General features: G+C 57.7%; 16 protein-coding genes. 8 read left to right on the forward strand and 8 right to left on the reverse strand.

The genetic code is table 11. The annotated features are described in order from the left end of the window. Positions 1 to 21 precede the first annotated feature (21 nt). Positions 22 to 1,458, forward strand: a complete 1,437-nt coding sequence (locus ACYASS_RS16590; protein WP_463586918.1) for an NCS1 family nucleobase:cation symporter-1 — start codon at positions 22 to 24, stop codon at positions 1,456 to 1,458. A 174-nt stretch (positions 1,459 to 1,632) separates the two neighbouring features. On the opposite strand, the gene ACYASS_RS16595 is transcribed toward ACYASS_RS16590, so the two are convergent. Together ACYASS_RS16595 and ACYASS_RS16600 are read right to left on the reverse strand one after the other, a co-directional pair. Next, a complete protein-coding gene (locus tag ACYASS_RS16595) occupies positions 1,633 to 2,907 on the reverse strand; it encodes a glucarate dehydratase family protein (protein ID WP_463586919.1) in 1,275 nt (424 codons plus the stop codon). Next, positions 2,904 to 4,286 (reverse strand): MFS transporter, encoded by a 1,383-nt coding sequence (locus tag ACYASS_RS16600; RefSeq protein ID WP_463586920.1) that lies wholly within the window; start codon positions 4,284 to 4,286, stop codon positions 2,904 to 2,906. The genes ACYASS_RS16595 and ACYASS_RS16600 overlap by 4 nt, the downstream gene beginning before the upstream one ends. 107 nt (positions 4,287 to 4,393) lie before the next feature. Here ACYASS_RS16600 and ACYASS_RS16605 point away from each other — a divergent pair, with 107 nt between their 5' ends. Next, on the forward strand, positions 4,394 to 5,296 hold the full coding sequence (locus tag ACYASS_RS16605; RefSeq protein ID WP_463586921.1) for a LysR family transcriptional regulator: 903 nt from the start codon (positions 4,394 to 4,396) through the stop codon (positions 5,294 to 5,296). A 103-nt stretch (positions 5,297 to 5,399) separates the two neighbouring features. On the opposite strand, the gene ACYASS_RS16610 is transcribed toward ACYASS_RS16605, so the two are convergent. After that, the gene (locus ACYASS_RS16610; RefSeq protein WP_463586922.1) at positions 5,400 to 6,056 is read right to left on the reverse strand and encodes an ATPase; all 657 of its coding nucleotides are present in this window, start codon (positions 6,054 to 6,056) and stop codon (positions 5,400 to 5,402) included. 234 nt (positions 6,057 to 6,290) lie between these two features. Continuing rightward, positions 6,291 to 7,514 carry an MFS transporter gene (locus ACYASS_RS16615; RefSeq protein ID WP_463586923.1) on the reverse strand — a complete coding sequence of 408 codons (1,224 nt, stop codon included), beginning with the start codon at positions 7,512 to 7,514 and terminating at the stop codon, positions 6,291 to 6,293. 74 nt (positions 7,515 to 7,588) lie between these two features. Here ACYASS_RS16615 and ACYASS_RS16620 point away from each other — a divergent pair, with 74 nt between their 5' ends. Then, positions 7,589 to 8,272, forward strand: coding sequence for an ArsR/SmtB family transcription factor (locus ACYASS_RS16620; RefSeq protein WP_463586924.1), 684 nt, complete (start codon positions 7,589 to 7,591; stop codon positions 8,270 to 8,272). Here the strand turns inward: ACYASS_RS16620 and ACYASS_RS16625 are convergent. Together ACYASS_RS16625 and ACYASS_RS16630 are read right to left on the reverse strand one after the other, a co-directional pair. Beyond that, positions 8,269 to 10,164 (reverse strand): metallophosphoesterase family protein, encoded by a 1,896-nt coding sequence (locus ACYASS_RS16625; protein ID WP_463586925.1) that lies wholly within the window; start codon positions 10,162 to 10,164, stop codon positions 8,269 to 8,271. The two genes, ACYASS_RS16620 and ACYASS_RS16625, sit on opposite strands and share 4 nt — an antisense overlap. Before the next feature lie 173 nt (positions 10,165 to 10,337). Next, positions 10,338 to 11,210 (reverse strand): LysR family transcriptional regulator, encoded by an 873-nt coding sequence (locus tag ACYASS_RS16630; RefSeq protein WP_463586926.1) that lies wholly within the window; start codon positions 11,208 to 11,210, stop codon positions 10,338 to 10,340. 116 nt (positions 11,211 to 11,326) lie between these two features. On the opposite strand from ACYASS_RS16630, the gene ACYASS_RS16635 reads away from it, so the two are divergent. Further along, positions 11,327 to 12,499, forward strand: a complete 1,173-nt coding sequence (locus ACYASS_RS16635; RefSeq protein WP_122663228.1) for a mandelate racemase/muconate lactonizing enzyme family protein — start codon at positions 11,327 to 11,329, stop codon at positions 12,497 to 12,499. Positions 12,500 to 12,644: 145 nt separating this feature from the next. Continuing rightward, entirely contained in the window at positions 12,645 to 13,964 is a 1,320-nt protein-coding gene (dctA, locus tag ACYASS_RS16640) for a C4-dicarboxylate transporter DctA (RefSeq protein WP_463586927.1), read from the forward strand. A gap of 149 nt (positions 13,965 to 14,113) precedes the next feature. On the opposite strand, the gene ACYASS_RS16645 is transcribed toward dctA, so the two are convergent. Further along, entirely contained in the window at positions 14,114 to 14,857 is a 744-nt protein-coding gene (locus ACYASS_RS16645; protein ID WP_463586928.1) for an SDR family oxidoreductase, read from the reverse strand. 199 nt (positions 14,858 to 15,056) lie between these two features. Here ACYASS_RS16645 and ACYASS_RS16650 point away from each other — a divergent pair, with 199 nt between their 5' ends. The 3 genes from ACYASS_RS16650 to ACYASS_RS16660 all read left to right on the forward strand — a co-directional run bounded on the left by ACYASS_RS16650 (position 15,057) and on the right by ACYASS_RS16660 (position 19,247). Next, positions 15,057 to 15,974 carry a LysR family transcriptional regulator gene (locus tag ACYASS_RS16650; RefSeq protein ID WP_463586929.1) on the forward strand — a complete coding sequence of 306 codons (918 nt, stop codon included), beginning with the start codon at positions 15,057 to 15,059 and terminating at the stop codon, positions 15,972 to 15,974. 550 nt (positions 15,975 to 16,524) lie between these two features. After that, positions 16,525 to 18,792, forward strand: coding sequence for a catalase/peroxidase HPI (gene katG / locus ACYASS_RS16655; protein ID WP_463586930.1), 2,268 nt, complete (start codon positions 16,525 to 16,527; stop codon positions 18,790 to 18,792). A 71-nt stretch (positions 18,793 to 18,863) separates the two neighbouring features. Continuing rightward, complete coding sequence (locus ACYASS_RS16660; RefSeq protein ID WP_463586931.1) at positions 18,864 to 19,247, forward strand: ester cyclase; 384 nt, start codon at positions 18,864 to 18,866, stop codon at positions 19,245 to 19,247. Between the two features lie 345 nt (positions 19,248 to 19,592). On the opposite strand, the gene ACYASS_RS16665 is transcribed toward ACYASS_RS16660, so the two are convergent. After that, entirely contained in the window at positions 19,593 to 21,971 is a 2,379-nt protein-coding gene (locus ACYASS_RS16665; protein ID WP_463586932.1) for a TonB-dependent siderophore receptor, read from the reverse strand. Positions 21,972 to 22,245: the final 274 nt, after the last annotated feature.

Here is a 22,245-nt window from a genome sequence, read left to right on the forward strand (position 1 = left end):
GATCAAAGGAGAGTGCGTGCGATGAATCCAGAAATTCCAAAGGGCTATAGCCCTCGCTTGTACAACGAAGATCTCGGCCCGGTTAAGCAGAAATGGACCTGGTACAACATCTTCGCGTTCTGGATGAGCGACGTGCACAGCGTTGGCGGCTATGTCTTCGCCGCGAGCCTGTTCGCGTTGGGGCTCGCCAGTTGGCAAGTGTTGATCGCCTTGCTGGTCGGGATTTGCATCATTCAGGTCATCGCCAACCTGCTCGCCAAGCCGAGTCAGCAAGCCGCCGTGCCTTATCCGGTTATTTGCCGATTGGCGTTCGGTGTGTTCGGCGCAAACATTCCGGCGGTAATTCGCGGTTTGATCGCAGTTGCCTGGTATGGGGTGCAAACCTATCTGGCGTCCAGCGCACTGGTCATTGTCGTACTGCGCTTCTTTCCGTCCATGGAAAGCCTCGCTCAGGTGCACTTCGCCGGGTTGTCTTATCTCGGCTGGATGGGCTTCCTCACCCTTTGGGTATTGCAGGCCATTGTGTTCTGGCGCGGCATGGATTCGATTCGTCGCTTCATCGACTGGGCGGGCCCGGTAGTCTACGCGGTCATGTTCCTGCTGGCGGGCTGGATCGTCTGGAAAGCAGGCTGGAGCAACATCAGTTTCACCCTGTCGGAAAAATCCCTGAGCGGCTGGGAAGCATTCGGTCAGGTGGTCATGGCAACGGCTCTGGTGGTGTCGTACTTCTCCGGGCCTACTTTGAATTTTGGTGATTTCAGTCGTTATTGCCGGAGCATGGCTGACGTTAAACGCGGAAATTTCTGGGGCTTGCCGGTGAATTTTCTGGCGTTCTCGCTGGTGACGGTGGTGATCGTGTCCGGGACCTTGCCGGTCTTTGGCGAAATGATTCATGACCCTATCGCCACCGTGGCACGCATCGACAACACCGTTGCCGTGTTGCTGGGCGCGTTTGCCTTTGTGACCGCCACCATTGGCATCAACATCGTGGCCAACTTCGTGTCCCCGGCCTTCGATTTCGCCAACTGCGCCCCGAGCAAAATCAGCTGGCGTGCGGGCGGCATGATCGCGGCAGTGGCGTCCATCTTTATCACGCCGTGGAACCTGTTCAACAATCCGGAAGTGATTCACTACACCCTGGACGTGCTGGCGGCCTTTATCGGCCCGCTGTTCGGCATCCTGCTGGTGGATTTCTACTTGATCAAAAAGCAGTACATCGATGTGGATGCTCTGTTCGACGACACCCCGGCTGGCCGCTACTGGTACACCAACGGCTTCAACCCGGTGGCGATCAAAGCGTTGCTGGCCGCGACACTGATTGGTTTGTTGTTTACCTTCGTGCCGTGGTTCAAGCCAATTGCCAACTTTGCATGGTTCACCGGCTGCTTCCTGGGTGGCGCGTTCTATCTGGTGCTGGCACGTCGGGATGTGAAAATGGCTGCGCCCGCGATGGCGTGAATGGAATAAGTTGTTGGAGCGAGGCTTGCCCGCGAATACGGTGTGCCAGTCAATATGTATGTCGACTGACAGAACCCTTTCGCGGGCAAGCCTCGCTCCAACAAAAAAGGTCCAAAAAAAGCCCGGCACAGGGGGAGTGTCGGGCCAAAGGTATGTCTGGTGAGCCAGGGCAGATCAGAACCGCGGCTTAACCGCTTTCCAGTCTGGCTTGTAGCGTTGCATCTGTTTCACGTCATCGCGCTGGCGGATGCCACACGTCAAGTATTGATCGTGCAGCTTGCCCAGTTGATCCCGATCCAGCTCCAGACCCAGCCCTGGCGCGCGAGTGATTTTCACGCAGCCGTCGACAATCGGCAGCTTGCCGCCCTTGATCACTTCCTCGTCCGGTTCCTGCCATGGGTAGTGGGTATCGCAGGCGTAATCCAGATTCGGCACTGACGCGGCGACATGCGCCATCGCCATCAGGCTGATGCCCAGGTGCGAGTTGGAGTGCATCGAGACGCCGAGTCCGAAGGTGTCGCACATCTTGGCCAGTGCTTGAGTGTCGCGAAGGCCGCCCCAGTAATGGTGGTCGGCGAGCACAATCTGCACGCTGTTGAGCGCGACGCTGCGGCGGAACTCATCGAAATCCGTCACCACCATGTTGGTGGCCAGCGGCAAGCCGGTGCGTTTGTGCAGCTCGGACATGCCTTCAAGACCTGGCGTCGGATCTTCGTAATACTGCAGATCGTCGCCCAGCAATTCGGCCATGCGAATCGAGGTTTCCAGCGACCAGTTGCCGTTAGGGTCGATGCGCAATGGATAGCCCGGGAAGGCTTTCTTCAGTGCCTTGATGCAGGACACTTCATGCTCCGGGGGCAGGGTTCCGGCTTTGAGCTTGATGCTCTTGAATCCGTATTCCTCGATCATCCGCCGAGCCTGAGCAACGATCTGCTCCTCATTCAGCGCCTCGCCCCAGTTGTCTGGCTTGTAGGGTGAATCCACATGCTGCGCGTACTTGAAGAACAAGTAGGCGCTGAACGGAATCTCATCGCGAATCGCACCGCCAAGCAGGTCCACCAGTGGAACGTTCAGGTAGTGGGCCTGCAAATCCAGGAGCGCAACTTCGAAAGCCGAATAAGCATTGCTCACCGCTTTGCTGGCATGGGAACCGGGGGCCAGTTCCGCACCGGCAATGCTCGCCGGTTTGTTGGCTGCCACGGTCGCCTGCACAATAGTGCGTAGCTGGTTGAGATTGAACGGATCAAGGCCAATCAACTGACTCTGCAATTGTTGCTGGATCGCCAGCGCCGGGGCGTCGCCGTAGCTTTCGCCCAGACCGATGTAGCCGTTGTCGCTTTCAACTTCGATGATCGAACGCAGCGCGAAAGGCTCGTGGATGCCGCTGGCGTTGAGCAGGGGCGGATCACGAAAGGCGATGGGGGTGACGGTTACACGTTTGATTTTCAAGAGGCTGCTCCCGATGTCAGGGCTTGAGGCTTATCCATGTTTTTTTTCGCGTCGTCAGGCTTGCCGCCCAGCACGCCTGGTGTGTCGCCACGAGGCTTGGTGCGGGCGAAGAAGATCACCACTGCGGCTACGAGTGAGGTAATCGCCAGGCCATACAAACCGCCTTCGATGGAACCGGTGGTTTGTTCAAGGAAGCCAAACGCGGTGGGCGCAACGAAGCCGCCGAGGTTGCCGATGGAATTGATCAGGGCGATGACTGCTGCGGCGATTCGCGCGTCCAGATAGCCTTGCGGGATCGGCCAGAACAGCGCCGAGGCTGCTTTGAAACCGATCGCTGCGAAGCAGATGGCGACAAACGCGAAGACCGGGCCACCGGTGGTGGACATGAACATGCCAAACGAAGCGATCACCAGCGTCACGGCGACCCAGGCTTGCTGGTATTTCCATTTGCTGGCCATGGCTGCGAAACCGTACATGGCAATGATCGAAATGATCCACGGGATCGAGTTGAACAGACCCACCTGGAAATCACCCAGATTACCCATCTTCTTGATCATGCTCGGCAGCCAGAAAGTGGCGCCGTAGATGGTCAAGGCGATGGAGAAATAGATGAAGCAGAACAGTGCGATCTGTTTGTCGGCCAGCAGTTTGAACATCGATGGCTTTATGGTTTGCGAGGCCTCGCGTTCGCGCTGCTCTTCGGCAATGGCGCCGATCAGCGCAGCCTTTTCTTCATCGCTCAGCCATTTGGCTTCGCTGGGGTGCGATTGCAGCCAGAACCAGACGAATGCGCAGAGCACCACCGAAGCAAAGCCTTCGATCAGGAACATCCACTGCCAGCCATGCAGGCCCATGCCGCTGATGTGCAACAGCGCTCCCGATACCGGGCCTGAGATCACTGAAGCGATGGCGGAGCCACTCAGGAAAATAGCCATGGCCTTGCCGCGGTCTGCGCCGGGCAACCACTGGGTGAAGTAATAAATGATGCCGGGGAAGAAGCCGGCTTCGGCTGCACCGAGAATGAACCGCAGCACGTAGAAGCTGGTTTCACCCTGGACGAAGGCCATGGCCATTGCCGCCAGACCCCAGGTGAACATGATCCGCGTCAGCCAGGCGCGAGCGCCATAGCGTTGCAGCAGCATGTTGGAAGGGACTTCGAAAATCGCGTAGCCGACAAAGAACAGCCCGGCACCCAGGCCGTACGCTGCTGCGCCAATACCGAGGTCGGTTTCCAGATGGCTACGCACGAAGCCGATGTTCACCCGGTCAATGTAATTGACGATGAACATGATGACGAACAGGGGCAGGACGTGGCGCTTGACCTTGGCGGCTGCCCGGGCAAGCGCTGAGGCGTCCGTCGGACTTTGGACTGTGTTCACTGAGGCGACTCCCGATCATTATTTTTTTGGGGACGAGCCGATCATGGACGCAGTCTTTGTTCCGGTCTAATCTAGATTGGCACTTGATTGATACCTGGAATGAATCAATGTTTGAGCTTGCTCAGCTTCGCTGTTTCACCACTGTCGCCACCGAACTTAACTTTCGTCGTGCCGCTGAACGCCTGAACATGACCCAGCCACCTTTGAGTCGACAGATTCAATTGCTTGAGCATCATTTAGGTGTGGCGCTGTTTACGCGCAGTACTCGCAGCGTCGCGTTGACGGCGGCAGGGCGGGCGTTTTTCGTGGAGGCGCAGAACCTGCTGGAGCGTGCTCAGCAAGCGGCTGCATCGGCCAAGCGTTTTGCTGAAGGGGATATTGGCTCGGTGACCATCAGCTTTGTCGGCAGTGCGGTCTATGAGTTTCTGCCCAAGGTGATTGCCGAGGCACGGCTCAAACAGCCGCAGGTAAAGATTTCGTTGGAAGAAATGAACACCTACCAGCAGCACGAAGCCATGCGGGCGCGGCGCATCGATCTGGGGATTGTTCGTTCACCGTTGCTACAGCCGGGGTTTGCCACCGAGTGCCTGGTGCGTGAGCCGTTTGTGTTGGCGGTGCCCAGTACTCATCGGCTGGCTAATGCTGAAACGGTAACAGTGTCGGATCTGGATGCCGAGCCATTCCTGATGTATTCCCACGCGGCTTACCCACCGTTCAACGAATTGCTGACCGGCATGTTCCGCTCTGCGCGGGTGGCGCCGCAGTACGTGCAATGGCTGGGTTCGTCGCTGACTATTCTGGCGCTGGTCAATGCCGGCATGGGCCTGGCACTGGTGCCGCGATGCGCGGCGAGCGTGGTGTTCAAGGGCGTGACGTTTCGCGACATCGATCTGGGCGAGGGCGTGCAAAGCGAACTGCACCTGATCTGGAGGTCGGACAATGACAATCCGGCGTTTGCGATGTTGCTGGATGCGATAAGGGGGGCGGTGGCTGATGCCTCGGTGATCTAATGTGGGAGCTGAGCTTGCTCGCGATAAGGCTGGACGTGATCTAAAAGTGAACCGCGTCCAGCCTTATCGCGAGCAAGCTCAGCTCCCACAGAAATCCAACACCTCAATTCGCCGCAACCTGCCCCGAAACAACCAGCGCCTTCAGCGACGCATCGAATTGTTTCAGCGCATTCACTTGCAGCACACGCTGCTGATCAATCTGCGCAGCGATTTCAGCGGCGGCTTTGTCATGCACCCACACCGACGTCATTTCCTTGCCGCCATAACCTTCGGCTTTGCCGATGTATTGCAGATTGGTGTCGTAAAACTTCGCCACAAACCGCGCCTCGACCTGAGTATTACGCTGGGTCACCAGACGGTTGTAAGTGTCGAGCATCACTACCACGTCAGGTCTGGCTTGCATCAGCGCATCCAGGTTGTCGTAGACAGTCACCGAGGCGAATTCTTTTTGCAGTGAGCTTTTCAGCCAGTCGATGGCCAGTTTTGGGTCGGAGCTGTTAACGAAGGCTTCGCGAATACGCGAATCCAGATCTGCATTTTTTGCACCATTCACGGCAACTGAATGGTACTGCTCAAGGTAGGCGAGTGTGTTGACGGTATTTTCGCTATACAGCACACCAACCGATTGCGAGTGCTGCAGGCCGGTGCTGCTGTCGGCAACCGGTTGGAATTGGCAGGTCGCTTGCTCGGCAGCGAAGGCGGGTGCAAAGGCACCACCGGTCAATACGGCGACAAGCGTCAGCAGGGTTGAAAGTCTCATCGCGTATTCCTCACAAGCGGTTTCGGTATGTGGCCATCCTCCTCCTTTGCCGAAAAAACCAGAACTTGCGAATTTTGATGGTGACTATCGATTGAACGAATGATGAGTGCGTGGGGTGAAAGGCACCCTCTGTAGGAGTGAACTTGCTCGCGATAGCGTTTTAACAGTCAAGGAAGCCTCGTCTGATAAAACGCTATCGCGAGCAAGCTCACTCCTACAGAGGATTATTCCAACTCAGGAATGTCGAACCTTGCCCGCCAGCAACGCCACTATCGCCATCCCTTGAATCGCCGCCGCCAGAGTAAATATCAATACTGCGCTGTTCGCCGTATCACTCGATGACTTCACGACCCCGAAAATCGCCGGAGCAAATGCATAACAGCCTTGCGCGGTCGCAACGATCAGCGCCACCACGCGCTGAGTGTGCTGACGTGGGAATTCCGCTTGGGCAATCAGTGGCGGCAGCGAAGTCGCGTTGCCGATTCCCGCGCCAAACAGGACCACACCCAGCCAGACCAGCCCTGGAGCCTGGCCAACGCCGAGCATTACGATGCAGCCCAGCAATTGAACGCCATAACTCAGGCACGCCACATTACGGCGGTTTGCATGGGCAGGCATCAGCCAGCCCACCAGTGTCCGGCCGGCAATCGCACTGGCCGTTGCCAAACCCATCGCCAAGCCTGCCTGTTGCTCAGACAAATGCAGCACCAGCACCAGAAACAAATGGGTAATCAATCCGATCTGCGCAAACAGGCCCAGCGACATGCCTGCTGCCAGGGTCAAAAATTGTCGATTGCGCCATAGAGAGGTTGAGGGCGATACGGCCGGGCTGATTGCCTCGGCAGGTGCCTGGTCGGCACCGTCGGCGTATTGCCCCAAGTGTTCCGGGCGCAACGCGAAGAACTTGAACGCCAGCAAGGAAATAACGCTGATCGACACGCCTCCCACCCACAGAGCCGCCTGATCAAAGCCAAGCTGATTAATCAGGTAAACCCACGCCGATGAAAAAATCACTCCACCAATACTCGCCCCGTTGTAAGCCATGGCCAATGCGGCGGGGCGCTTGCTGACAAACCACGGTGCGATGGCCGCATTGACCGCTGCTGCGCCCATGGTCACCCATCCCAATCCGCTGAGCAGCGCCGCGATAAATAACTGATAAGGCTGATTCGCCATCGCCCAACCGTAGACGCCGAATGCCAGCACCGTCGCGCCGGATACGGTCACGCTAGCCAGACCAAAGCGTTTGTAGAGACGAGGCAGATTGACGATCACCAGGGTGCCCGCGAGAAAGTGCAACGTCACTGCCGCTGAGCACAGTGACACCGACCAGTCAGTGCGCTGCAATACGGCATAGAGAAAAATCGGCGGCCCGTAGAAACCAATACCCCAGCCAAACACAGCCATTACAAACGTGGCAGCGACGACTTTGCTGCCAAAGAAACCCGGTTGCTTCATGACTCAATCCCTAAATGTGCGGTGAACCTCAGTATGATGAGCGCCTAAAACGATGCTTCAGGGATGGCTGAACTATGGATGTCGAATGCGCAGAGGTTTCGCTTTCCGAAGTGGCGGGTGCCATCGCTGACCCGGCGCGCTCACGCATGTTGTGCAGTTTGCTCGACGGTCGGGCGCGTACCGCCACCGAACTGGCTGCGGTAGCCGACGTGACAGCCTCCATGGCCAGCAATCATTTTTCGCGTCTGCGCGAGCACGGGCTGGTCGAGCAAGTGGTGCAGGGGCGACATCGTTACTATCGATTGGCCAATAGCCGTGTGGCGCGAGCTCTGGAGTCGTTGCTGTCGATTACCGGCCAACCCGCTACTCCTTTCCAGCCCAGCACGCCCGCCGCACTCAGGCACGCCCGGACCTGTTATGACCACTGCGCAGGTGAGGTCGCGGTCAGGCTTCATGACGTACTGCTACAAGCCAACTGGATCGAGGCGCAGGGGAAGGATTACAGCCTCACCGAAAAGGGCGTCGAGCGATTGTTAAAGCTGGGCGTCGATGTTGATGCCATGCGCGCTCAGCGCAGGCGACTGGCTTATCCGTGCATGGACTGGAGCGAGCGCTCCCCGCATATCGGCGGCGCGCTGGGCGCCGCCATTCTGGAACTGATGCTCAAGCGCGGTTGGGTTACCCGGCAGCTAGATTCCCGAGCCTTGAACGTCACGAGCAAAGGTCGTGACGCACTGACTAAAGCTTTCGTTAGTTAAGCCTTGCCGTCTGGCTCGATGAACCGTGTGGGTTCACGCCCGTTGGCGTTAAGCTGGTAAATCTCGGTCGGCCGCCCCTTGGCATCGAAAAATACCTGGCCCACGCCCGCCGAATTCCACAGTCGCTCACCGGCTTTGCTGTGCTCGGGGATGCGCGGCACTACGCGCATCAGGCGCCGCTTGGTAAACCAGTTCAGTGGCGAACGAGGCGAATACAGCCAACGGTTCAGGCGGTCGAACCAGTCCAGCAGGCTTTGCGGGAATTCATTCTTCAAGCCGCTGCTGGTGACCTGCCAGATGTGCGGGTTAGCGGTTCGATGGCGAATCAGGATTTTGTAGACGAACGAGTAATGCACGTCGCCCGACAGAATCACGTAATTGCCGGGTGTGCGCGAGTGTCGAAAAATGTTCAGGATGACCTGTGCCGCGCCGCGATGTGCCATCCAGTTTTCGGCGTCGACTAACAACGGGTGCCCGCACCAGCTGAAGATTTTCTGCACGGTTTCAATCAGCTTCACACCGAACACTGGCGCGGGTGAAACGATGATCGCTGAAGGATGATCCAGCAGTTCCTGTTGCAGCTCACTGAGCGCCTCCCAATCGAGCAGGCCGGAAGGCTGATGCAGATTGAATTCACTGCGCCAGCGTCGGGTGCGGGTATCAAGCACCACCAGCGCGGGTGAAGTCGGTAGCACGTAGTGCCACTGCTGGAATTTCAGCAGCGTGCCAATCAGACTGTCGAGCGTTTCGCTCTGCAGATAACCATCGGATGTTTGCCGGGTCAGCTGTTGAGTTTTTTCCAATAGATCAGGGAACGCATCCGGGTTGTTGCCCCAGCCCTGACACAGCAGATAAGCCAGCAGCGCGTTACCGATAATACGCTTCGAAAACGGGTGGCCGTAGGCGGTTTCTTCCCATTTTGCCGAGAGGTTCCAGTCGTCTGTCACGTCATGATCATCAAAGATCATCAGGCATGATAAGTGAGCGAAAACCCGTGATACGCCGCCCAAACCATCGACAAAAGCGTCGATTCTCAGCTGTTCCTGTTCATAGCGAGGTTGCTCGCCAGCCTCGAAAACCGGTGGTGTCGGGGCGATCAGCGTCCATGGCACTGGCGACCAGACCAACAAGTACATGGCGATCACTTCAGACAGCGTGACCAGATGGTTATCAGCCGTGCTGCTGGTGAAAATCGGCTTGCGCGCACCGCCGAAGAACCGCTCACGGAGCGTGTCGTTGCTTTTTAGTGCCGGTAACAAATCGGCACGGTTGTAGTAACTGGCCGGATGGTTGTAGAGCGCTGCGCTGTCGTCGACCACTGCGCCGTCCAGGTGCTCATGGAACAGCCCCAAACGTTCGATCAGCGCATGAATGGCGCGCAGCATCGGCCCCGCCACGTCGTCGGCGTAGACCTGATCGCCGCTCATCATCAACAGCGCTGGGCGATGCTCGGCATCCGGATTGGCCGCCAGCAGCCGGTCTGCGCACAACAAACCTTCGTCCGCAGCGTGATGCGGTTTACGGCAGGAGCCGTGGAGCAGCTGTTCAATGGTGCTGCGCAGCACGAAATTCGGCAGTGTGCGGTCGGCGTACAGCAGATGCGGCGCCCATTCGGCAATGCCTTGCTGGCCGTCAATCAGCAGGTCGTAGGCAATGGCGACATCGCACGGCAGAGCATCATCCAGCGGCAGGTCGATCAAGTGAATAAAGGCGCTGCGGCCTACTGCAACGACCTGACATTGCTGTTCATCGAGCGGGTAATCGCGGTCTGGCAGGCGCAACGTCAACGTCAAAGGCCGCGAACCCACCAGCCACATCACCAGGCGCCAAGGCTCAAGGCGACGTAGAATCGGACCGGCAAGAACGGCAGGGAGGGAATCAGTTGAAGACATCCGGCACATGCACCCAGGCTACAAAGAGCCGTCGATAGTACCTCAGTTGATCAGGATCCGAGGCGCAGCGGCTTCTCTTGTAGGAGTGAACTTGTTCGCGAAGCAATGGACCTGCGTACCTCGAGTTATTGTCTCGCCAACAAGTTAGCTCCTACCAAGGCAAGTTCAGGTAGCTACCCCAACCCATTCCAGAACGCCTCGGCGAAATCACTCAGCGGCGTGCGGGCGCGGAACAGGCGGATTTCCACGGGGATGTCCCAGGTTTCTTCCAGGGCCCGCACCAACCGGTTCTGGCTCATTTCTGACTCAGCCAACGTACGCGGCAACCACGCCATGCCTTTGCCTTCCTGCACCATCGACAGCAGCACCGCCGCCAGGTGTGAGCTGAACAGGGTTTGCAGGGGCTGCTCCGGCTGCGAGCGGTTAAGCCGCCAATTAATGATCCTGCCCAGCCCGGAATCTGCGGTGTAGCCCAGATAATCCAGTGGGTCGCTGGAGTTCACGCTGCGTTGCCCTGGCGCGCACAGCGCCAACAACACATCGACGCCCACTGCTTTGCCCAGAAACTGCTCGCTGGCAAAACGAGGCGGCACGTCCGGGTGATGGTGGCACAGCAAAAACTGCACCTCGCCGTTCAGCAGCATCTGTTCACAGGAGCGCATGTTGTCCGAATGCAGGCGCACGCCTTCGATGGGGGCTTCCCGTTCGATGCTTCTGATCCAGCCGGGGAAAAACGTGAACGACAGCGAATGAGTTGCTGCGAAATACAGCGTGCGCAGCTGTTTGCCTGCCAGCTCGCGGGCATCCAGACGCATTTGATGCAGGCGGCGTGTCATGTCCTGCGCGTTGCCGAGCATCTGCCCGCCCACGTCGGTCAGCGTTGCGCCATGGGTGGTGCGTTCAAACAACTCAACGCCCATCCAGTTCTCCAGCGATTTGATCCGGCGGCTGAACGCCGGTTGGGTGACATGGCGTGAGTCAGCCGCACGAGAGAAGTTTTCCAGTTCTGCCAGCGCAACAAAGTCTTCCAGCCAAGCGAGTTCCATGGGCAATGCCACCTGTGCATGAGGTGCTCGATTATAAGCATTGGCTGCGCCCGGGCTGCTAGCCCTAGAGTTCTCTCGCACTGGCAACAACCTAATAATCAGAGAGGACTTACCCCATGCGCATCGTGGACATTCGCGAGAAAACCGTTTCTATCGCATCGCCTATTGCCAACGCCTACATCGACTTTTCAAAGATGACCTGCTCGGTTGTTGCCGTCATCACGGACGTTATCCGTGACGGTAAGCCGGTCATCGGCTACGGCTTCAACTCCAATGGGCGTTACGGTCAGGGTGCGCTGATGCGGGACCGGTTTCTGGCGCGTATCGCCGAAGCGGACCCTGAAAGTCTGATCGACAAGGAACATAACAATCTTGATCCGTTCGCCATCTGGAAAACCCTGATGACCAACGAGAAGCCAGGCGGCCACGGCGAGCGTTCGGTGGCCGTCGGCACCATCGACATGGCGGTATGGGACGCGGTGGCCAAGATCGAAGGCAAGCCGCTCTATCGCCTGCTGGCTGATCGTTATCGTGATGGTGTCGCGGACGACAAGGTATGGGTCTACGCAGCGGGCGGTTATTACTATCCGGGCAAGGACCAGACCAAACTCAAGGCTGAAATGCAGAGTTATCTGGACCGCGGCTACGACGTCGTGAAGATGAAAATCGGTGCCGTACCGCTGGATGAAGACATCCGCCGAATCGAAGCCGTGCTGGAAGTCGTTGGCGATGGCCGCCGTCTGGCGGTCGACGCCAATGGTCGCTTCGACCTGAAAACCTCGATTGCTTATGCCGAGGCCATCAAACCTTACAACCTGTTCTGGTACGAAGAGGCCGGCGACCCGCTGGATTACGCGCTTCAGGCTGAACTGGCCAACCACTATGACCTGCCCATGGCGACCGGAGAAAACCTGTTCTCCCATCAGGACGCCCGCAACCTGCTGCGCCATGGCGGCATGCGCCCTGATCGCGACTTTGTGCAGTTTGACTGCGCGCTGTCTTACGGGCTGGTGGAATACCTGCGCACCCTCGACGTGATGAAAGAACTCGGTTGGTCATCGCGCCGCGTCGTGCCCCATGGCGGCCACCAGATGTCGCTGAACATCGCAGCGGGCCTGCACCTGGGCGGCAACGAGTCCTATCCGGACGTGTTCCAGCCATTTGGCGGTTTCGCCGATGGCATCAAGGTCGAGAACAGCTATGTAGGCCTGCCGGACATCCCGGGTGTCGGTTTCGAGGCCAAGTCCGCGCTGTATGCCGTGATGCGTGAGCTGGGTGAGGGCGCTTGATAGTGAATTAACCCTTACCCCTGTAGGAGCTGCCGAAGGCTGCGAATCGCGGTGTGTCAGACACAACCGTTTCGCAGCCCTCGGCAGCTCCTACAGAGGCACGGATTGCTGAAAATCCTCATACAACAACAAAATCGAGGTTCTCATGAGCAACACACCCACACGCTGGTACGGCCAGCTGTATGTCCAGGTGTTGATCGGCATCGTGATTGGCGGTGCCATCGGCTTCTTCCTTCCTGATATCGGCGCCAAACTGCAACCGCTTGCCGATGGCTTCATCAAGCTGATCAAAATGCTGCTGGCGCCGATCATTTTCGGCACGGTCGTAGTCGGCATTGCCAAGATGGGCAGCATCAAGGAAGTCGGCCGTATTGGCGGCAAAGCCCTGATCTACTTCGAGGTGCTTTCCACGCTGGCGCTGGTCATCGGCCTGGTGGTCGTCAATGTCCTCAAGCCAGGCGTCGGCATGAACATCGACGTCAATACTCTCAATGCCAGCGCAGTCAACGGCTACACCCAGGCCGCTGCGGCACAGGGCGGTGTGATCGAGTTCTTCATGGGCATCATTCCCACGACGCTGTTCGACGCGTTCGCCAAGGGCGCGATGCTGCAGGTCATCCTGGTCTCGGTATTGATGGGCGTTGCGCTGGTGCAACTGGGCGAAACCGGCAAGCCGCTGGTAAACGTCATCGACCTGCTGCTGCAAACCCTGTTTCGGATCGTTGCGATGGTCATGAAACTCGCTCCGCTGGGCGCGGGTGCAGGCATGGCGTTCACCATAGGCAAGTACGGCATTGGCACGCTGATGTCGTTGGGGCAATTGATCATCGCCCTGTACGTCACGACGCTGTTCTTCATCGTCGTGATATTGGGCAGCGTGGCGCGCTGGTCGGGCTTGCCGCTATTGCAGTTCCTGCGCTACTTCAAGGATGAAATTCTGGTCACACTCGGTACGTGTTCGACCGAAGCGGTGCTGCCGCGAATGATGGTCAAGCTTGAAAAGCTTGGCTGCAAGAAATCCGTGGTCGGCATGGTCTTGCCAACTGGCTACACCTTCAACTCCGACGGCACCTGCATCTATCTGACCATGGCGGCGATCTTCGTGGCGCAGGCGACCAATACGCCGCTGACCTTGATGGATCAACTGGTGGTGCTGGGCGTGCTGTTGCTGACCTCGAAAGGTTCGGCGGGCGTTGCAGGCGCAGGCTTTGTCACCCTGGCAGCAACGCTGTCGGTGATTGGCGATATTCCGCTGGTAGGCCTGGTGTTGCTGCTGGGCGTCGACCGCTTTCTCAACGAAGCACGGGCAGTCACCAACCTGATTGGTAACGGCATCGGCACCATCGCGATTGCCAAATGGGATGGCTCATTCGACCAGGCTCAGGCGGCGCGGGAAATCACGGCGATGAAAGAGCAGAGTTCGCTGAGGAAGGGCGCTGGTAAAACGGTGAGTAAGCTTGTTTAGGCGCATTCAAACGAATTGAAATGCAATCCCCCGTAGGAGTGAGCTTGCTCGCGATAGCGTCCTGTCATTCGACCGGCAACTGACAGGCAGAACGCTATCGCGAGCAAGCTCACTCCTACAGATTTTGTCGTGGCTCTACAATCGAGTAATCAAAAATCCTGCGTAGTCGGGCGCAGCACGATTTCGTTGATGTCCACGTCGGCCGGTTGCTCGATGGCAAAAGCAATAGCGCGGGCCACGGAGCTGGCGGGGATGGCCTGTTTATAAAACTCGCCCACCGCTTCAGAACTGGCCTGGTGCGAACTGCCCAGTTTCAATTCCGAATCCACTGCACCTGGCTCGATGGTCGTGGTGCGGATGCTGCCACCGACTTCATGACGAAGCCCTTCGGAAATTGCCCGCACGGCAAATTTGGTGCCGCTGTAAACAGTGCCGCCCGGGCTAAAGACCTTGATGCCCGCAACCGAAGCGATGTTGATGAAGTGGCCGCTGTTCTGTTGCTGGAACACTGGCAGGGTTGCGGCGATACCGTAGAGCAGGCCTTTGATGTTGATGTCGATCATGCGGTCCCATTCATCGGTCTTGCCTTCCGACATAGGCGCGATCGCCATGGCACCGGCGTTGTTGATCAACACGTCCACACGGCCAAAAGTATCCAGTGCGCCTTTGATCAACGCGTCCACATCTTCTTTACGGGTCACGTCAGTCTGGTAGGCAACGGCGTTGCCGCCTGCAGCCGTGATCTCGTTGACCAGCGTGTCCAGGTTCGCCTTGCGACGAGCGCCCAGGACAACCTTCGCCCCCAGACCGCCAAGATGACGTGCAGTGGCTTCGCCCAGACCGCTACTGGCACCGGTGATGACGACAACTTTACCTTCGATGTTATTGCTCATGTCTGAATACCTTTGAGTGGATGTCGAAATGGATAACCGCTTTCGAAATCAATTGTGATCGCCTTCTTCCTATCGACAAATGGAAGAGATAGGATTTAGGAATTCCAGAAATTGGAATATTCCGACGTCTTGTCTTTGTCATGCGGCGCCCCGTAGGACCGGCTTTAGCCGGGAGGGCGATGCGTATTCAGGAGTTGCCATGCTCAACCGCGTCGAAATGCTGAGAATTTTCTGCGCCGCCGCCGAATCGGACACCTTCCGTGAGGCCGCCAGTCGCCTGGGAACTTCGCCGCAGAGCGTGACCCGAGCTATCAAGGAACTGGAAAACACCCTCGGCGAAATGTTGTTCCACCGCAGCACTCGGCAAATTCACATCACCGCATTCGGCGAGGATCTGGCGCGACAGGCGCGGGACACCTTGAGCGGCTTCGATCAGTTGTTCACTCGTCACACCGGCATTGAAGAAGACGGCCTGGCCGGACGCGTGGGCATCACCGCGCCGCATGCCATCGGCCGGCTTTACCTGCTGGAATTCCTGAAACCCCTGATGAGCAAGCACCCTGAGCTGCGCATCGACTTGCGCTTCGATGATGAAATGACTGATGCCGTTGAGGCACAGGTCGATATCGGCATTCGGGTGGGCTATATCCGAGACCGGCGCTATATCGCGAGGGCGGCGGGCACTGTTCCGTTCCACGTAGTGGCCGCGCCGCAACTGGTGGCCTCAATGGGGCAGCCCTTGACCCTGGATGAACTCAAACAGCGCCCGTTGTCCGTGCTGATCGACCGCAAGACCGGCCGGCCGTGGCCTTGGGTATTTGCCGATGGGCAGACGTTCATGCCGCAGTCAGCAGCTTTTACCTGCGACGATCCAGAAGCCGAGCGGGAAATTGCTCTGGCGGGGCTGGCCTATGCGCAAATGCCCCGTTATCTGGCTGAGCCTTATCTGAAAGAGGGCAAGCTGGTGGAGGTGGTCGCGCAGATCGCACCGCCGCCGTGGGAGTTGTTCGTCTATCGTCCGCAGCGCGGACCTGTGGCGCCGCGTGTTCGTCTGGTATACGACCACCTGCTGACAAGCTTCTCCGACCCGCAACGTTTCCCGCAGGGTACGAGTTAGCCACCGATCGAAACGCAACCCCTTGTAGGAGCCGAGCTGGCTCGCGAAGAACGATGGCGCGGTCTGCCTGATTTACCTCGTCGACTGATTCGCGGGCAAGCACCGCTCCAACAGGCTTCGCGATCAACTGTAGGAGCCGAGCTTGCTCGCGAAGAACGATGATGCGGTCTGCCTGATTTACCTCGTCGACTGATTCGCGGGCAAGCACCGCTTCAACAGAGAATGCCATCGACCATAGAGCGAGCAGGCCAAAATAGAATCTCCCGCAGATAAATGCTTAAAAAAGCTCATACCTTCAAGTTTTATCTATCGATTAACAGAGTATGTCTATCGACCCCCAAGACTTAGCTTATTAGCTCTCTAGTCAAGTGGCGTCTAGGCTTGTTCTGGCGCTGCCGAGCCGGTAGCCGTTTCTTTAGAGTATGTGCGTGGTGACAGCGATCTGCTGATCCAGTGCCAAGGTTTACGTTGTGCCGTGATGACCCACATCGCTATTCGAGGTCTGGACCTGACCCGGTAGCGGATGAACTCGACCAAAGGTAAATAAAACATGTCGACTGAATCGAAATGCCCCTTTAACCACGCAGCTGCGGGTGGCGGTACAACCAACCGTGACTGGTGGCCCAAGCAACTGAACCTGAAGATTCTGCATCAGCATTCATCGCTGTCCGACCCGATGGGCGAGAAGTTCGACTATGCCGAAGCCTTCAAGAGTCTGGATCTGGAAGCCGTCAAACAAGACCTGCGCGCACTGATGACCGACTCGCAGGATTGGTGGCCAGCCGATTTTGGTCACTACGGACCGCTGTTTATCCGTATGGCCTGGCACAGCGCCGGTACCTATCGCACGGCTGACGGTCGTGGCGGTGCAGGCGCGGGTCAACAGCGTTTCGCGCCGCTCAACAGCTGGCCCGACAACGTCAGCCTCGACAAGGCGCGTCGTCTGATCTGGCCGATCAAACAGAAGTACGGCCGCAAGATTTCCTGGGCTGACCTGATCATCCTGACTGGCAACGTGGCGCTGGAAACCATGGGCTTCAAGCCGTTCGGTTTCTCCGGTGGGCGGGCCGATGTCTGGGAGCCGGAAGAGGCGGTTTACTGGGGCTCCGAGAAAACCTGGCTGGGCGGCGACACGCGCTACGGCAAGGAAGCTCAACCCGAGGGCGAAGGTGTGCTGGTGGCCGATGCTGGCAAGCACGGCACTGAAGAGAGTCGTAATGACGCTCCGGGCCGTGACCTCGAAAACCCATTGGCAGCCGTGCAAATGGGCCTGATCTATGTGAACCCGGAAGGCCCGGAAGGCAACCCGGATCCAGTGGCTTCGGCCAAGGACATCCGCGAAACCTTCGGCCGTATGGCGATGAACGACGAAGAAACCGTGGCCCTGATTGCTGGTGGTCATGCTTTCGGTAAAACCCACGGTGCTGGTCCGGCTGACAACGTCGGCGCAGAACCCGAAGCGGCAGACATCGAGGAGCAAGGTCTGGGCTGGAAAAGCACGTTTGGCACCGGTAAAGGTGGCGACACCATCACCAGTGGCCTGGAAGTCACCTGGACTACCACGCCAACCCGGTGGAGCAACAACTATCTCGAAAACCTCTTCGGTTTCGAGTGGGAGCTGTTCAAAAGCCCGGCGGGTGCCCATCAGTGGCGTCCGAAGAACGGCGCAGGAGCTGGTCTGGTTCCTGACGCTCATGACCCGTCCAAGCGCCACACTCCAACCATGCTGACCTCTGACCTGGCGCTGCGCTTTGACCCGGCTTACGAAGTGATCTCCCGTCGTTTTCTTGCCAATCCGGATCAGCTGACCGATGCATTCGCGCGCGCCTGGTTCAAGCTGACCCACCGGGACATGGGGCCATTGTCCCGTTATCTCGGCCCGGAAACACCGGCTGAAGAGCTGCTGTGGCAAGACCCGATTCCAGACGTTGATCATCCGTTGGTTGATGACAGCGATGTGTCTGCACTGAAGGCCAAAATTCTGGCTTCGGGCCTGTCCATTTCACAGCTGGTTTCCACCGCATGGGCAGCAGCCTCCAGCTTCCGTGGTTCCGATAAACGCGGCGGTGCCAACGGCGGTCGTCTGCGTCTGGCGCCGCAAAAGTTCTGGCAGGCCAACCAGCCCGAGCAACTGGCGCACGTGCTGGCGAAACTGGAAGGCATCCAGAGTGAGTTCAACAGCGCGCAAGCAGGCGGCAAGAAAATCTCCCTCGCCGACCTGATCGTGCTGGCCGGTTCTGCTGGCGTTGAGCAAGCGGCGAAAAACGCCGGTCATGCCATCACCGTTCCTTTTGCGCCGGGTCGTGCCGACGCCTCTCAGGAACAGACGGATGTCGAGTCTTTTGGTTTCCTCGAACCTGTCGCCGATGGCTTCCGCAACTTCCAGAAGGGCCGCTTTGGCTCGTCGTCTGAAGCATTGCTGGTCGACAAGGCGCAGTTGCTGAACCTGACCGCACCGGAAATGACCGTACTGGTGGGCGGCCTGCGGGTGTTGAACACCAACGTCGGCCAAACCCGCCATGGTGTATTCACTCAGCGTCCGGAAACACTGACCAACGACTTCTTCGTCAACCTGCTGGACATGGGCACCGAGTGGCGCGCGGTGTCGGATGCCAAGGATGAGTTCGAAGGCCGTGACCGCAAGACCGGTGCCGTCAAATGGACCGGCACCCGTGTCGATCTGGTATTCGGTTCGCACGCGCAGTTGCGTGCATTGGCTGAGGTGTATGCCGCAGGCGACGCCCAGGAGAAGTTCGTCAGTGACTTCGTCGCGGCCTGGACCAAAGTGATGAACCTTGATCGCTTCGACCTTGCCTGATGTAGACGCTTGAAACGAAAAGCCCCGGGCTGAGTCATCAGGTCGGGGCTTTTTATTGACGGAGATATTTCATGAGCAGTGATCTGCGTGACGTGTACCGAGGTTATATCGACTGTTTGAACAAACAGAAGTGGGAGGCGCTGGGGCAGTTTGTCGATGCAAATGTGCACTATAACGACAGGCGAGTGGGCCTCAATGGCTATCGCGAGATGCTTGAGCGGGATTATCGAGAGATTCCGGATCTGCACTTCAACATACGGTTTTTAATCGCCGAGCCCGAACATATCGCCGCCCGCCTGGACTTCGCCTGCACCCCGATCGGGAGTTTCATGGGGCTGCCGGTGAACGGCCGGAAAGTGCAGTTCAGCGAGAACGTGTTTTATCGGTTTCGGGAGGGGAGGATTGCCGAGGTGTGGTCGGTGATTGATAAAGCAGCCGTTGAAGCACAGCTTTAGGTGCAAACGCGGTTCCTGTGGGAGATTCTATGTTTACTCCGCAAGCTGATGTGCGACGTGGGACCGGCTTTAGCCGGGAAGGCGATGGTTTCAACAACCTGTTTTCGGTGATTTTACTGGCTCTTTCCCGGCTAAAGCCGGTCCCACTGGATGGTGAAGAACTTGTGTGTGGTGCTTGCCCGCGAAGAACGAGGCCTCGGACTGCCCGCCACACCGCATCGCCCTTATCGCGGGCAAGCACCGCTCCCACAGGAAAAATGTGATCCCCTGTAGGAGTGAGCTTGCTCGCGATGGCGTCGGGTCAGCGTGTGGTTACCTTGAAGAGGGCAACCACATCAGCGTTTATCAAAGAGTCCACTTCAACGAGAACATTACGTTACGCGGGTCGCCATACACGCCGCTGCCCGAGCCAGTCGGAATGCCCTGCCAATACTTGGTGTCAAACACGTTGTTGAAGTTAACGCGGCCATCCCAGTGCTCGTCGAACTTGTAGCCTGCCATCAGGCCTACGACCGAGTAAGCATCCTGAGTGGCGTGGCCGTTACCGACGCGGTTGAAAGTTTCGCTCTGGGCAAGAACGTCTGCACCGACACGCCACTTGTTGAGGTCACCTTCCAGGTTATAGGTGGTAGCGGCTTTGAACAGTTGCTTAGGCTGATCAGGACCAAACCGCTTGCCCTGGTTGCTTGCATCCTTGACGTACTGGCTCAGCAGGTAGGTGTAGGCTGCTGAGAACTGCCAGTTTGGAGTGAGCGCGCCGCTGATTTCGGTATCGATACCGCGGCTGCGAACCTCGCCCGCTGTGTCGTAGCAACTGGACGCCGGGAAGGACGGGCAGTTCGCGAGACTCTGGTTTGGAATCAGATACGCGCGGTTTTCCTGAGTCATGTCGAACAACGCCACCGAGGCGTTCAGCGCGCCGTCGAAGTATTCGCCCTTCAGACCAATTTCATAGCTTTCACCCGTCATTGGTTTCAATGCGGAGCCAGAAGCATTCTGTTCGCTTTGAGGTTTGAATATTTCGGTGTAGCTGGCGTAAACCGAGTAGGTGTCGTTCAGGTCGTAGATAACGCCCGCGTACGGTGTAACTTCCTGAGTGACCTTATAGTCGCCAGTGCCGCTCTGATTGTCGTAGTCATACCAGCTCAACCGGCTACCGATGATTACGTGAAGCGGGTCAGTCGGATTGAAACGAGCGACTGCATAAGCTGCGTTCTCGGTGGCTACGTTTTTGCTTGCGTACGGTCTGCGGGTTTCAGCTGAAGGTTTAGGTACGGTACCCGGAGTGATGGCGAAGGGATCAACTGCATAGTTGGCCCAGAAGCCGCCACGCTGATCGAATTTTTCCTGGCGATGGCTGACGCCAAAGCTCAGATCATGCTCGCGCCCAAATAGTTTGAATGGGCCAGAAAGAGACGCGTCCAGATTGTTTTGCGTGTCTTTGGTGTCGTATTGGCCTGCGCCTTGTTCATAGCCGACGCCCGGGTCCGGGAAAGGGTACGCGATGTAGTTGGAGAACGTATCTGACTTGGCCCAGATCTTGGACGCTGCCAGCTTGCCGCTCCAGCCATTGTCGAAGCGATGCGTCAGGTCAGTGAACAGACTGACGTTGTCGCGATTCCAGTAGGCCCAGTCACCGCTGAGGAACGTCGAGCGCGAGAACCCAAGATTTTCGCCGTTACGGCCTGAAGGCAAGCTGCCCCAATCTGACGTCGCGTCGTCTTTTTGTTTCGAGGCACCAATGGTCCAGGTGGTCGAATCGTTCAGGTCGGCCTCGAGGATGCCGTAGAAGGTCTGGCGCTGCTTGTTGCGCTCGTCGACAAAGCTTTTGTCGTCTTGATAGGCAGCTACTACGCGTCCACGGACAGTGCCGGACTCGTTGAGCTTGTTGGAGGCATCAACTTCTGTGCGATAGCGGTCCCAACTGCCAGCACTGGTAGTGATGCTCACCTGCGGCGTCGCCGTCGGGCGTTTACGTACCAGGTTCAGGGTTGCCGACGGGCTACCAGAACCGGTCATCAGTCCGGTCGCACCGCGCACCACTTCCACTCGGTCGTAAAGAGCCAGGTCGGCTTCTGCCAGTGTGTCCTGAGTAAAAGTACTCAGGATGGTTGGAAGCCCGTCATACATCAGGTTATCAATCGTAAAACCACGAGCCAGAAACTGCTGACGGTCCTGACCAAACTTGCGCAAAGTAACCCCCGGCGCATATTTGACTACGTCATTGACGTCGTTCATGCCCTGATCGTCCATGCGCTGGCGTGTCACAACACTTACAGACTGTGGCGTCTCACGAATCGACAGCGGCAACTTGGTCGCTGTATTCATCGAGCCGGTTGTATACGAGTTGGTGCCTTCAGTCGTTGCGACGCCTGCAAGGCCATAGTCCGCGTTGATGTTCACGCCGTCCAGAGCAATAGCGCCCTGAGTCGGCTGGATCACGCGTGCCGAGTTGCCTTCGACATTGGCCGTCAGACCGCTACCTGCCAGCAGGCGTTGCAGGGCCTGTGCAGGCTCCAGATCACCACGCACTGTTGGCGCTTGCTTGCCTGCGACCAACTGCGGATCGAATGTCACCGTCATGCCGCTCGCCTTGCCCAACTGAGCCAGGGATGTCGCCAACGGTTGGGCCGGAAGGTCCAGACGGACCGGGGCAGCAAAAGCTGAAGCGGATAAACCGAGCGCCAGAGCGATGGTCAAGGCTGATAGGGCGGGACGGGACATTTTTGTGATCCTGAAAGGGGTCAAAAAATAAGCGCACGAGATCACCTGGCATGATGTTTTGACACAAATGTTCAAGACATTGCCGAACTACGGTGGAGCGCAAGATGACGCGATCCTAACAAGGTGTGAATGCGACAGCAAATACAAATCGTTATCAGTCGTGAACTTTATTGTGAAGATGTGCTCATACGCCTTGGTGATTTGCCGTGCGGCGCAGTGGCTGCGGCAGATGGTCACGGTACGGTCCCTGGTAGGAGTTAACTTGTTGGCGAGG

The sequence above is a fragment of the Pseudomonas sp. HP_14 genome (assembly GCF_055283875.1).